Raw genomic sequence first — 11,865 nt, 5'->3', positions numbered from 1 at the left:
GAGAAAAATCCATGAAATCGCATGCAAAGGTCGTGGTCATTGGCGGTGGCGTCGTTGGATGCTCGGTGCTGTTCCATCTGGCACGCCATGGCTGGACCGACGTGGTGCTTTTGGAGCGGGACGAGCTGACATCCGGCTCGACCTGGCACGCGGCCGGCGGCATGCACACGATCAATGGCGACCCCAACGTCGCCAAGCTGCAGAAATACACGATCTCGCTCTACAAGGAGATCGAGGAACTGTCGGGACAGGCGACCGGGGTGCACCTGACCGGCGGCGTTTTGCTGGCGGCGACTGAGGCGCGGCTCGACTGGCTGCGCGGCGTGGTCGCCAAGGGGCGCTACCTCGGCATCGACCTCGAAGAGATCTCGCCCAACGAGGCGGCCGAACTGATGCCGCTGCTCGACCCAAAACAATTCGTTGGCGCTGTACGCAACAAGGAGGACGGCCATCTCGATCCGTCGGGCGTCACGCATGCCTATGCCAAGGCCGCGCGGAAGCTTGGCGCGGAGGTCGAGCGCTTCACCAAGGTCGAAGACATCGTGCGGCGTGCCGATGGCCTATGGCGCGTCATCACCAACAAGGGCGAGGTGGTGGCCGAGCATATCGTCAATGCCGGCGGCCTGTGGGCGCGCGAGGTCGGCCGCATGGTCGGCCTCGAGCTGCCGGTGCTGGCCATGGAGCACATGTACCTGATCACGGAGGACATGCCGGAGGTCGCTGCCTGGAACGCCAGGACCGGCGCAGAGATCATTCATGCGGTCGATTTCGACGGCGAACTCTACCTGCGCCAGGAGCGCGGCGGCATGCTGATGGGCACCTATGAGAAGGCCAACAAGCCATGGTCCGAGTTCTCCACGCCGTGGAATTTCGGCCATGAATTGCTGGAGCCGGACATCGACCGCATCGCACCGTCGCTCGAAGTCGGCTTCCGGCATTTCCCGGCATTCCAGAACACCGGCATCAAGCAGATCATCAACGGCCCCTTCACCTTCGCGCCGGACGGCAACCCGCTGGTCGGACCGGTGCGCGGCCTGCCGGGTTTCTGGGTCGCCTGCGGCGTCATGGCGGGCTTCTCCCAGGGCGGCGGCGTCGGTCTGGCGCTGTCGAACTGGATGATCGAGGGCGATCCCGGCGCCGACATCTGGGCGATGGACGTTTCGCGCTATGGCGATTGGGCGACGATGGCCTACACCAACGCCAAGGTGCGCGAGAATTATTCCCGGCGCTTTTCCATCCGCTTCCCCAATGAGGAACTACCCGCCGGGCGGCCACTGAAGACGACGCCGGTCTATGACCTTCTGTCGGCCAAGGGTGCTCAGTTTGGCGTCGCCTACGGGCTGGAAGTGCCGCTGTGGTATGCGCCCGACGGGGTCAAGGATGAGTTCTCATGGCGGCGCTCGAGCGATTTCACCCATGTCGCCAGGGAGGTCGCGACCGTCCGCGAAGCTGTTGGCCTGGCGGAGATTTCGAGCTTCGCCAAGTACAAGGTGACGGGCGAGGGCGCAGCAAGTTGGCTCGACCGTATCCTCGCATGCAAGCTACCGAAAACAGGCCGCATGACGCTGGCGCCGTTGCTGAAGGAGGACGGCAGGCTGATCGGTGATTTTACCCTCGCCAATATCGGCGACGGTGAATGGTTCATCGCCGGTTCCGGTGTCGCCGAGCAGTACCATATGCGCTGGTTCGAGGCGCATCTGCCTGCCGACGGCTCGGTTCGCATCGAAGCGCTGGCGCAAAAGCTCACCGGCCTCGCAATCGCCGGCCCGAAGGCGAGGGAGGTGCTGGCGAAAGCCACCCGCGCGGATGTCTCCAATGCCGCACTCCCGTTCATGGCGGTTGCAAAAATGGATATCGGCATGGCGCCGTGCCTGGTCGGCCGCGTCAGCTACACCGGCGATCTCGGCTACGAAATCTGGGTGGCGCCGGAATATCAGCGTGCGGCCTATCAGACGCTGATGGCGGCGGGCGAAGAATTCGGCATCGGCCTGTTCGGCTCGCGCGCGCTCAACGCGCTCAGGCTCGAGAAGAATTACGGCTCGTGGGCGCGTGAGTACCGGCCGATCTATGGACCGCTGGAAGCGGGGCTCGACCGTTTTGTCGCCTATGGCAAGGAGGCCGATTTCATCGGCAAGCAGGCAGCCCTCGCCGAGCGCAAGCAAGGCGGCAGACTACGGCTGCGCGCCTTTGTCGTCGAAGCAATCGATGCGGATGTCATCGGCGACGAGCCGATCTGGTTCGACGGCGCCGTGCGCGGCTGGGTCACCTCAGGCGGCTACGCGCATCATTCGAAAAAGTCCGTTGCGCTCGGCTATGTGCCAAAGGAGATTGCCGACGCGACCGACGGTTTCGAAATCGAGCTTTTGGGCAAGCGTCATGCCGCGCGCATGCAGCCGACGCCGCTGTTCGACGCCAATTTCGAAAGGATGCGCGCCTGAAGTCAGAAGCGCTCCGGCTTCGCCGATGCGCTTCTGATTCTTGTTTTGTAAGCGCGCCGCTCGTTGAACGTCAGGCGCTGCGGCGGTTGTCCAGCGCGAAGGCGCCGGCGCCAGCAAACACCAGATAGAGGAAGATGAAGCAGAAGGAGATCGCCGAATCGCCGCTGTTGTTGACTGGGAAGAAGTCGCGCGGGTAGTGCGCCATGAAATAGGCGATGGCCATCTCGCCTGCGAGAAGGAAGGCCACCGGCCGGGTCAACAGCCCGAGCGCCAGCAGGATGCCGCCGGCGAATTCGAGAATGCCCGCAGTCAATGTCAGTCCGGTCAGAGCGCCCGCATGATCGCTGACGGGGAAATTGAACAGCTTCTGGGAGCCGTGCTCGATGAACTGCAGCGCCGTTATGATGCGCAGCACGCCCAGAGCCTGCGGCTGAAATTTGGCTAGACCGTCAAAAAGCTTCATCAAAAACTCCATTTTAAACCCACCCAGTTCGGCCATAGATTATCGCCCGACGATGGACCACTCACTTCCCATGGCCTGCCATCAACAATCGGTGATTGGTCCCCTGCTGTCCTTTCACATTTATTCACTCTGTGGTTGCATAAGTATCGCTATGGTTGTATTGGTGGTGTAGATACACCAAACCGTGTGGGTTCGCTTTGCCATGAAAAAAGTCGCCATCAGCCTATTCGCAATCCTTGTGGGAACCAGCTTCGCCATGGCCGCCGGCGCCGGCTGTGATGCCTTCAAATGGCCGGTGACACGCGAGCAGTCCCTATTTCCGACGGCGCCCGCCGCGCAGCCCGGCGCCTCGCTTGCGCTCGGCGAGGCTGCGGATCTGGCACTTGAGCCGGTCGACACGATCAGCTTCACCGTGCCGCCGGAACGTGCGCCTGCAGCCGGTACATTCGGCGCAACGGCAAGCGTGACCGTGCCGCCGGAAGGCGAGCTGCAGATCAGTCTGTCCGACGAGGCCTGGGTCGACGTCGTTCAGGACGGCCATGCCACGAAGTCGGCCGCGTTCAGCGGCGTGAAAACCTGCCCCGGCATCCGCAAAAGCCTTCGTTTCAAGCTGTCGGCCGGACCAGCCACCATCCAGTTCAGTGGCGCCAAGGACGAGAGCATCAAGGTCGCGGTGCTGCCGCCGGAATAGTCATCGCGCCGGAGCGCGATGACTATTCCGCGTTCATCCCGTGACGGGCTTGTTATCGCACTGGTGCCATCAGTGCGAAATGGGCGCCCTGCGGATCCGTGCATTGCACGACCCAGCTGCCGCCGGGAACCTCGATCGGGCCCATCAGGATCTTGCCGCCATTGTCGGTGACGCGCTTGGCTGCCGCGTCGATGGCGGGAACATTGAAGTAGAACTGCCAGACCGGCACCGGAATCTGCTCGGGCTTGTTCATCATGCCACCGCCGGATTCGGGGCCGGCTGCAAAGGTCTGGTAGGTGCCCATCGGGCCCATGTCGAAATCGCCGGCATCGGTCCAGCCGAACTGGCTGGAGTAGAAATCGAACGCAGCCTTCCAGTCGCTCGTGTAGAGCTCGTGCCAGCCTATATGGCCGGGCGTGCTGGCCGGCACGATGGGCTGGTCTGGACCGTTCGGCTGCAGGAACATGAAGGTCGCGCCCTGTGGGTCGGCGACGACTGCAAAGCGGCCGACACCCGGAATGTCGTCGGGTTGGCGATGAACCTTGCCGCCGGCTTTCTCCAGCGACTTCGTCGAGGCATCGGCATCCTTGGTGTGGATGTAGCCGAGCCAGGCTGGCGGCATGCCCATCTTGGCGGCATCTTCCGGCAGCGTCATCAGGCCGCCGACGCCACGTTCCCCGACATTCATGACGATGTAGCGGGGCATGCCGGGCGCCTTGTCGAAGGGCTGCGCCTTCCAGCCGACCACGGCGGTGTAGAACGCCTCGGCGGCATCGAGATCGGTGGTCATCAACTCGTACCAGAAGAAGGGCATCGGGGACTTTGGCATTGTCGGGGCTCCTTGTGGTTTCCAGGCTTCGATCATGCGTGATCCATCCTAGGACGATCCTCGCGACGCCAATCCGACATCGGCCACACAATAACGACGGTGCGTTCACAAGCGTTCCACGGCTTGCGCGCCTTGTGGTTTTCCCCTTTTCTGGCGCCAACGGGGGTTGTCGTTCCATGCGTCGCCAAATGTCGCTCACCTCAGAGCTTGTCGCACTGTGCCATCGGGAAGAGGCCGATCCTGGTCCCGATGGCAGCTGGACGCAGTTGAACGATGAGGATTACCGGACCATAGCCTCGCGGCTTTCGGGCGAGGCAGACAAGGGACCACTGTGGGTGTTCGCCTATGGCTCGCTGATCTGGAAGCCAGCCTTCGAGTCCGTCGAACGGCAGCGCGCCAGCGCCTTCGGCTGGCATCGGTCGTTCTGTCTCGATATCAGGCGCTGGCGCGGCAGCACCCAGCAACCGGGATTGATGATGGCGCTCGAAAAGGGCGGACGATGCGACGGCGTGATCTACCGTCTGCCGGACGGCGACAAGCCGGCCCAGATCGAAAGGCTGTTGCGCCGCGAGGTCGACGATCACGAGAGTGTCAGTTCGGTCCGATGGCTTCCGGTGCGCACCGCGCAAGGGCCGTTGCGGGCGCTGGGCTTCTGGGTCGGCGTGACCGGCAGGGGCACGTCGCTCAACCAGCCGCTGGAGACGGTGGCAAAGGTGCTGGCCAGGGCGTGCGGGCATGTCGGGTCCGGCGCCGAATATCTCTACAACACGGTCAGCCATCTCGAAGAATTCGGCATCCATGACCGCAATCTGTGGCGGTTGCAGAAGCTGGTCGCCGACGAGATTAGCTCGATCCATGGTCGCACTCTTGCGGTCGCCCTTTCGTCTGCGCTGTAGGCGCAATAGACACGCATAACATGAGTAAAAAAATCATGTTATTATCGAGGGTTTTCAGAGGCTTGCGTCGAAAATTGACCAATTGATAAAAAAATAAAACGTGCTAGCCTTCCCCAAAACGAAAACAAGGGGACAAGGGGAACTGACGATGCCAGAGGGCCAGTTCAAAGAGGGCATTGCCGGCGGCCGGCTTTCGCCAGAGCAGTATGCCGACAATTTCTCCGACCTGCATCCGCCGCTCGACCATCACGAGGCGCTGGTCGAATCCGATCGCTGCTATTTCTGCTACGATGCGCCGTGCATGAATGCATGCCCGACCTCGATCGACATTCCGCTGTTCATCCGACAGATCTCGACCGGCAACCCGATCGGTTCGGCCAAGACGATCTTTGACCAGAACATCCTCGGCGGCATGTGCGCCCGTGTCTGCCCGACCGAGACTTTGTGCGAAGAGGTCTGCGTGCGCGAGGTGGCCGAGGGCAAGCCGGTGCAGATCGGCCGCCTGCAGCGCTACGCCACCGATGTCGCCATGGCCGAGAACAAGCAGTTTTATCCGCGCGCCGCCTCGACCGGCAAGACGGTCGCCGTGGTCGGCGCCGGGCCGGCTGGTCTTGCCGCCGCGCACAGGCTCGCCCGTCATGGGCACGACGTGACCATCCTGGAAGCCCGCCCGAAGGCCGGCGGCCTCAATGAATATGGCATTGCCGCCTATAAGAGCATCGACAATTTCGCCCAGGCCGAGGTCGACTATATCACCGCGGTCGGCGGCATCGATATCCAGAACGGCAAGGTGCTTGGCCGCGACTACCAGCTGTCGGACCTGACCCGGAATTATGACGCGGTGTTTCTCGGCATGGGGCTTGGCGGCGTCAACGCGTTGCGCGCCGATGGCGAGGACGCAGATGGCGTCACCAATGCGGTGGAATTCATTTCGGAACTTCGCCAGGCGAGTGACCTCTCAGGCCTGCCGGTCGGGCGGCGCGTCGTCGTCATCGGCGGCGGCATGACGGCGATCGACGCCGCGGTGCAGTCGAAGCTGCTCGGCGCCGAGGAAGTGACGATCTGTTACCGGCGCGGTCAGGAACACATGAACGCTTCCGGGTTCGAACAGGATCTGGCCGCCGCCAACGGCGTCACCATCCGCCACTGGCTGCAGCCGAAGCGGGTCATCGCCGAGGGCGGCAAGGTGTCGGGCATCGAACTCGAATACACCGCGATGAACGGCGACAAGCTTGCCGGCACCGGCGAGCGGCTGACGCTGGTTGCCGACCAGGTGTTCAAGGCCATCGGCCAGAGCTTTGTGCCGGCCGCGCTCAACGGCAGCGGCGCTGAGATCGCGCTCGAAGCCGGCCGCATCAAGGTCGACGCCGAAGGCCGCACGTCGCTCGCCAATGTCTGGGCCGGCGGCGACTGCATTTTTGGCGGCGACGATCTGACGGTCTCGGCCGTGGCGCAAGGCCGCGACGCGGCTGAATCGATCAACCGGGCACTGACCTCGAACGGGAGGGCATGAGCATGGCAGACATCCGCAATAATTTCGTCGGCATCAAGTCGCCCAATCCATTCTGGCTGGCCTCGGCGCCGCCGACCGACAAGGCCTACAACGTCATCCGCGCCTTCAAGGCGGGGTGGGGCGGCGTCGTCTGGAAGACGCTGGGCGAGGAAGGCCCGCCGGTGGTCAACGTCAACGGGCCGCGCTATGGCGCGATCTGGGGCGCCGACCGCCGCCTGCTCGGCCTCAACAACATCGAGCTGATCACCGACCGCGACCTGCAGGTCAATCTGCGCGAGATCAAGCAGGTCAAGAAGGACTGGCCCGACCGCGCCATCGTCGTCTCGCTGATGGTGCCCTGCGTCGAGGAAAGCTGGAAGGCGATCCTGCCGGTGGTCGAGGAGACCGAGGCCGACGGCATCGAGCTCAATTTCGGCTGCCCGCATGGCATGTCGGAACGCGGTATGGGTGCCGCCGTCGGCCAGGTGCCCGAATATATCGAAATGGTGGTGCGGTGGTGCAAGGCCAACACCCGCATGCCTGTTATCACCAAGCTGACGCCCAACATCACCGATGTCCGCAAGCCGGCGCGCGCCGCACTCTCCGGCGGCACCGACGCGGTATCGCTGATCAACACCATCAATTCGATCACCGGCGTCAATCTCGACAGCTTCGCGCCAGAGCCGACCATCGACGGCAAGGGCTCGCACGGTGGCTATTGCGGCCCGGCGGTGAAGCCGATCGCCATGAACATGGTGGCCGAGATCGCCCGCGATCCGGAAACACACGGCCTGCCGATCTCCGGCATCGGCGGCATCACCACCTGGCGCGATGCGGCCGAATTCATGGCGCTCGGCGCCGGCAATGTGCAGGTGTGCACGGCGGCGATGACCTACGGCTTCAAGATCGTGCAGGAGATGATCGCCGGCCTGGAAAACTGGATGGACGAGAAGGGCCATGCCTCGCTGGACGACATCATCGGCCGCGCCACGCCCAACGTCACCGACTGGCAGTATCTCAACCTCAACTACATCGCCAAGGCACATATCGACCAGGACGCCTGCATCAAATGCGGCCGCTGCCACATCGCCTGCGAGGACACCTCGCATCAGGCGATCACCAACATGGTCGACGGTGTCAGGCACTTCGAGGTGATCGAGGCCGAATGCGTCGGCTGCAATCTGTGCGTCAATGTCTGCCCGGTCGAGAACTGCATCACCATGGAGCCGCTGGCGGTCGGCGCCATGGACCAGCGCACCGGCAAGCCGGTGTCGCCGATCTATGCCAACTGGACGACGCACCCGAACAACCCGATGGCCAAGGTGGCTGCGGAATAGGGTACGGCATTCTACGAAAAAGCGGCGCCTTCGGGCGCCGTTTTTCATTTTCCTATTGCAGATAAAAATTATCCACGATAAGAACTATCCATGAATTGGAGATCAACACCATGAAGCTGGGCGAAGGCGTCGAAGCGGCCATCCATTGTGCGGCTACGCTGGCCAGCGTGGAGGGCAACGGCACCATGCCGGGCGCAGCCTTGGCGGAGTGCTTCGGCCTGTCGCCGAGTTATCTGCTCAAGCATCTCAACCAGCTCACGGCGGCGCGCATCCTGGAATCGGTGCCGGGGCCGTCCGGCGGCTACCGGCTGGCGCGGCCGGCAGAGCGCATCACGCTGCTCGATATCGTGCTGGCGGTAGAAGGGCGTGAGCCGGCCTTTCGCTGCGGCGAGATTCGCCGCAACGGGCCGGTCAAGCTCGATGCTTCGGCCTATGTGAAGCTGTGCGGCATCAACGCCGCGATGCTCAAAGCAGAGCGTGCCTATCGCGCCGCTCTCGCTGAAACCCGGTTGTCCGACATCGTGGCAACTTACCAGGCGGAAGGCGATCCGCGATCGATTGCCGCAAGCTGTGCCTTTGTCGCCCGCCATCAGCGGCCGCAGAAATCCGCTTCGACCAAGCAAGTTTAGACCCCCGCCAGACAGACGTGAAAGGAAAGACGATGAAACAGAGACTGCAATTCTTTGCCAAGGCGCCGGAAATCATGAAGGCGGTATCGGCGCTCAACAAGGCGGTGGACGAATGCGGGCTCGAGGCGGGCCTGCTGCACCTGATCAAGCTCAGGGCGTCGCAGATCAATGGCTGCTCCTATTGCGTCGAGATGCACAGCCGCGAGGCGCGTCGCGACGGCGAGACCGAGCAGCGGCTCTATCTCGTCTCGGCCTGGAAGGAATCGCCGCTGTTTTCCGAGCGCGAGCGCGCCGCCTTCGCCTGGACCGAGGCGGTAACGTTGATCGCCGGCAACGGTGTGCCGGACGCGCTCTATGCCAGCACGCTCGAGCATTTCTCCGAGGAGGAACTGGTCAAGCTGTCGGTCGCGCTCGGCATGATCAACATTTGGAACCGGCTGTGCATCCCGTTCCACGCCATCCATCCGATGCCGGCTGCCAAGGCCGCCTGATTGTTCAACATTGGCGGCGGCCTCCGGGCAGCCGCCAATGTCCATCACGCCGCAAATCGCAGGCCGCCGTCGCAGGTCAGCACCTGGCCGGTGACGAAACCATTTGAGACCAGGAAGGCGATGGCATCGGCGACGTCCTCGGCGCGGCCGACGCGGCCGACCGGGGTCTTGCCGGCATAGTCGCGGAACACCGACTGCCGCTGCTCTTCGGGAAGGAAATCCCACCATGGCGTGTCGATGACGCCGGGCGCGACGACATTGACGCGCAGCGGTTTGAGCTCCACCGCAAGGATCGGCACCACGGTCAACAGCATGCCGTTGACGGCGGCAATGCCGGCGACTCCGGGCGCCGACAGTTGTGCCGATACCGCCGAAATGAAGGTCACCGAGCCGCCCTTTTTCAAGGTCGGCAAAGCGGCCTGCAGGCAGGACAGCTGCGGCCGGACTTTCTCGTCGACGCCGCCGCCGATGTCGGCGAGGTCGAGGCTTGCGAATGGACCAAGCCCCTTGCCGCCGCTCGCCGCCAGAACGAGATTATCGAAGGGGCCGAGGCCATCGAAGAATCGACGCACCTCGTCCGGCTTCGCGGCGTCGAAGGCAGTCTTCTCGGCAGCGCCGCCAAGGCTCTTCCAGGCGCTGGTGAGCTTGTCCTGGTTGCGGCCGGTGATGGTCACCTTCATCTCAGGGCCAAGCAGTTTTCGCGCGGTCGCCAGGCCGATGCCGGATGAGCCGCCGACGATGACGGTGTGCTGGATTGTCTTGGTCATGAATGCTGTTCCTTCGATGCAGGGGAGGCAAGGCCGACCAGGTCCAGGCTCAAATCGCGCAATTGCTGTCTGGCCTTGGCGTCGTAGGCTTGCGCATCGGCGCGGGATTCCTTCAGGCCGTCGAAATAGAGGCCGCTGCGCCCTTCGAGCGCTGATGAGGTGGCAAGGTTGAGGATGGCGTCGGCGCCGGTCTCGACCGAACTCCATGGCGTGACGCCGGCCTGGCGGACCATGGTGGTGTTCATGTAGCTGGCCGGGTGCAAAGCGTTGACGGTAACGCCGGTGCCTTTCAGCTGCTCGGCCAGGTCGATGGTGAACAGGATCTGCGCCAGCTTGCTCTGGCAGTAGGCTCGCACGCCATCATAGGAACGGGTCGGCATGACATCGCCGAAGTCGATCGCCTGCTGGCCGGCAGAAGCGACGTTGACGACGCGCGAAGGCGCGCTCGCCTTGAGCAGCGGCAGGAGCTCACTGGTGAGCAGGAAGCCGGCGAGATAGTTGACGGCAAAACGCAATTCGAAGCCGTCGGCGCTGACTTGCCGTTTGGCGCCGGCGGTGCCGATACCGGCATTGTTGATGAGGATGTCGAGCCGGCTGGTTTTTCCGCGCACGGCCTCAGTGAGGCGGCGCACCTCGGCCAGCGAGGAAAGATCGGCGGCGAGAAACTCGGCCTTGCCGCCGGCGGCTTCGATTTCGGCGACGGTTGCCTTGCCGCGTGTCGCATCGCGGCCATGCACCAGCACACGAGCGCCGCCGGCGCCGAGCCTTTGCGCAACGACGCGGCCGACGCCGTCGGTCGAGCCGGTGATGAGGATTGTCTTGTCTTTCAGGTCCATGCTCAGAGCCTCCATATTGCTCTGAACGGAAGATGGCGCGCCCGACGCATCGCAAACAGTTCAAACTTTATCCTGGTATCAATACTGCTATAATAGATTCATGGAATCCCCATCGCATTCCGCTGAAGACAGCCGACGGCGCGAGCTTGGCGCCTTCCTGCGCTCGCGCCGCGAAAGGCTGACGCCGTCGGCCACCGGCATTGCGACCGGCATGCGGCGGCGCACGCCAGGGCTGCGGCGCGAAGAAGTGGCGATGATCGCCGGCGTCGGCACCACTTGGTACACTTGGCTGGAGCAAGGGCGTGAGGTCCGGCCGTCGGTGGAGGTGCTGGCGGCGCTCAGCGAGGCGCTGCGCCTGGACGCGGCCGAGAAGCGGCATCTGTTCATTCTCGCCGGCCGTCAGCTGCCGGAGCGTCGCACTGTCGCGCCGGAAAAGGTCGACGGTCCGTTACTGCATATGCTGCAAAGCCTGGTGCTGCAGCCGGCCTATGTCGTGGGACGGCGCTGGGATGTGCTGGCCTGGAATCCGGCGGCTGTAGCGGTGTTCGGCGACTATGGCCTGCTGGAGGGCGACGCCCGCAACATCGTCCACATGGTGTTCACCAATCCGCACCACCGGCGCCTGCTGGCCGACTGGGAGCAGCTGGCGCGCACCGTGCTGGCCTCGTTCCGGGCGGAAAGCGCCCGCTATGTCGGCGATGCGGATTTCGAACGGCTGATCGCGTTGATGACGCGCTCGAGCCCGGAGTTCCGCGACTGGTGGCCGCAACGCGACGTGGCGCGCCGATTGTCGGGGGTGAAGCATGTCCGGCATCCGAGCGCCGGCGCCATGACATTCGAGCATATGAGCCTGTCGATCGACGACGGCTCGGACATGAAGCTGATCGTCTACACCCCGCTCGCCGAGCAGAACTCGATCGCCAAGCTGCAGGCATTGGTGGACGCGCTGCCCGTCGAGCGGCGCAGCGCGTGATGTTGGGTGGCGGCGCCCGTCGA

At 63.6% G+C, this 11,865-nt stretch carries 12 protein-coding genes; 8 read left to right on the top strand and 4 right to left on the bottom strand.

The genetic code is table 11. The annotated features are described in order from the left end of the window. Positions 1–11 precede the first annotated feature (11 nt). Entirely contained in the window at positions 12–2,438 is a 2,427-nt protein-coding gene (locus AC1DXN_RS18595) for a GcvT family protein (RefSeq protein ID WP_477275081.1), read from the top strand. 70 nt (positions 2,439–2,508) lie between these two features. Here AC1DXN_RS18595 and AC1DXN_RS18590 read toward each other — a convergent pair whose 3' ends face one another. Then, positions 2,509–2,901: a DoxX family protein gene (locus AC1DXN_RS18590; protein WP_477245016.1), complete on the bottom strand. Its 393-nt coding sequence runs from the start codon at positions 2,899–2,901 to the stop codon at positions 2,509–2,511. Positions 2,902–3,103: 202 nt separating this feature from the next. On the opposite strand from AC1DXN_RS18590, the gene AC1DXN_RS18585 reads away from it, so the two are divergent. After that, positions 3,104–3,592 carry a hypothetical protein gene (locus AC1DXN_RS18585; protein WP_477275079.1) on the top strand — a complete coding sequence of 163 codons (489 nt, stop codon included), beginning with the start codon at positions 3,104–3,106 and terminating at the stop codon, positions 3,590–3,592. Between the two features lie 52 nt (positions 3,593–3,644). Here the strand turns inward: AC1DXN_RS18585 and AC1DXN_RS18580 are convergent, their stop codons facing one another. Then, positions 3,645–4,421 carry a VOC family protein gene (locus AC1DXN_RS18580; RefSeq protein WP_477275077.1) on the bottom strand — a complete coding sequence of 259 codons (777 nt, stop codon included), beginning with the start codon at positions 4,419–4,421 and terminating at the stop codon, positions 3,645–3,647. A gap of 188 nt (positions 4,422–4,609) precedes the next feature. Between AC1DXN_RS18580 and AC1DXN_RS18575 the strand changes: the two genes are divergently transcribed. The 5 genes from AC1DXN_RS18575 (at position 4,610) to AC1DXN_RS18555 (ending at position 9,266) form a co-directional block, all read left to right on the top strand. Next, positions 4,610–5,317, top strand: coding sequence for a gamma-glutamylcyclotransferase (locus tag AC1DXN_RS18575; protein WP_477275075.1), 708 nt, complete (start codon positions 4,610–4,612; stop codon positions 5,315–5,317). A 148-nt stretch (positions 5,318–5,465) separates the two neighbouring features. Beyond that, complete coding sequence (locus tag AC1DXN_RS18570) at positions 5,466–6,830, top strand: NAD(P)-dependent oxidoreductase (protein ID WP_477275073.1); 1,365 nt, start codon at positions 5,466–5,468, stop codon at positions 6,828–6,830. A 2-nt stretch (positions 6,831–6,832) separates the two neighbouring features. Continuing rightward, positions 6,833–8,146: an NAD-dependent dihydropyrimidine dehydrogenase subunit PreA gene (gene preA, locus AC1DXN_RS18565; RefSeq protein WP_477244497.1), complete on the top strand. Its 1,314-nt coding sequence runs from the start codon at positions 6,833–6,835 to the stop codon at positions 8,144–8,146. Between the two features lie 110 nt (positions 8,147–8,256). Beyond that, on the top strand, positions 8,257–8,775 hold the full coding sequence (locus AC1DXN_RS18560) for an RrF2 family transcriptional regulator (RefSeq protein WP_477275071.1): 519 nt from the start codon (positions 8,257–8,259) through the stop codon (positions 8,773–8,775). A 32-nt stretch (positions 8,776–8,807) separates the two neighbouring features. Next, the gene (locus AC1DXN_RS18555) at positions 8,808–9,266 is read left to right on the top strand and encodes a carboxymuconolactone decarboxylase family protein (protein WP_477244501.1); all 459 of its coding nucleotides are present in this window, start codon (positions 8,808–8,810) and stop codon (positions 9,264–9,266) included. Positions 9,267–9,310: 44 nt separating this feature from the next. Here the strand turns inward: AC1DXN_RS18555 and AC1DXN_RS18550 are convergent, their stop codons facing one another. Together AC1DXN_RS18550 and AC1DXN_RS18545 are read right to left on the bottom strand one after the other, a co-directional pair. Then, positions 9,311–10,033, bottom strand: a complete 723-nt coding sequence (locus tag AC1DXN_RS18550; RefSeq protein WP_477275069.1) for an SDR family oxidoreductase — start codon at positions 10,031–10,033, stop codon at positions 9,311–9,313. Further along, complete coding sequence (locus AC1DXN_RS18545) at positions 10,030–10,869, bottom strand: SDR family oxidoreductase (protein WP_477275067.1); 840 nt, start codon at positions 10,867–10,869, stop codon at positions 10,030–10,032. Before AC1DXN_RS18545 ends, AC1DXN_RS18550 begins: the two co-directional genes overlap by 4 nt. 100 nt (positions 10,870–10,969) lie before the next feature. On the opposite strand from AC1DXN_RS18545, the gene AC1DXN_RS18540 reads away from it, so the two are divergent. Further along, on the top strand, positions 10,970–11,842 hold the full coding sequence (locus AC1DXN_RS18540; RefSeq protein ID WP_477275065.1) for a helix-turn-helix transcriptional regulator: 873 nt from the start codon (positions 10,970–10,972) through the stop codon (positions 11,840–11,842). Positions 11,843–11,865 lie beyond the last annotated feature (23 nt).

The organism is Mesorhizobium sp. P2_H9 (assembly GCF_056403215.1).
The sequence above is the reverse complement of the archived record's forward strand: the minus strand, read 5'-3'. Positions and strand labels throughout refer to the sequence as shown.

What these genes read in the sequence shown, in the direction of transcription:
- AC1DXN_RS18575 (WP_477275075.1), top strand. Translation starts at nt 4,610, where the DNA reads ATGTCGCTCACCTCAGAGCTTGTCGCACTGTGCCATCGGGAAGAGGCC.
- AC1DXN_RS18595 (WP_477275081.1), top strand. Translation starts at nt 12, where the DNA reads ATGAAATCGCATGCAAAGGTCGTGGTCATTGGCGGTGGCGTCGTTGGA.
- preA (WP_477244497.1), top strand. Translation starts at nt 6,833, where the DNA reads ATGGCAGACATCCGCAATAATTTCGTCGGCATCAAGTCGCCCAATCCA.
- AC1DXN_RS18580 (WP_477275077.1), bottom strand. Translation starts at nt 4,421, where the DNA reads ATGCCAAAGTCCCCGATGCCCTTCTTCTGGTACGAGTTGATGACCACC.
- AC1DXN_RS18560 (WP_477275071.1), top strand. Translation starts at nt 8,257, where the DNA reads ATGAAGCTGGGCGAAGGCGTCGAAGCGGCCATCCATTGTGCGGCTACG.
- AC1DXN_RS18545 (WP_477275067.1), bottom strand. Translation starts at nt 10,869, where the DNA reads ATGGACCTGAAAGACAAGACAATCCTCATCACCGGCTCGACCGACGGC.
- AC1DXN_RS18540 (WP_477275065.1), top strand. Translation starts at nt 10,970, where the DNA reads ATGGAATCCCCATCGCATTCCGCTGAAGACAGCCGACGGCGCGAGCTT.
- AC1DXN_RS18570 (WP_477275073.1), top strand. Translation starts at nt 5,466, where the DNA reads ATGCCAGAGGGCCAGTTCAAAGAGGGCATTGCCGGCGGCCGGCTTTCG.
- AC1DXN_RS18590 (WP_477245016.1), bottom strand. Translation starts at nt 2,901, where the DNA reads ATGAAGCTTTTTGACGGTCTAGCCAAATTTCAGCCGCAGGCTCTGGGC.
- AC1DXN_RS18555 (WP_477244501.1), top strand. Translation starts at nt 8,808, where the DNA reads ATGAAACAGAGACTGCAATTCTTTGCCAAGGCGCCGGAAATCATGAAG.
- AC1DXN_RS18585 (WP_477275079.1), top strand. Translation starts at nt 3,104, where the DNA reads ATGAAAAAAGTCGCCATCAGCCTATTCGCAATCCTTGTGGGAACCAGC.
- AC1DXN_RS18550 (WP_477275069.1), bottom strand. Translation starts at nt 10,033, where the DNA reads ATGACCAAGACAATCCAGCACACCGTCATCGTCGGCGGCTCATCCGGC.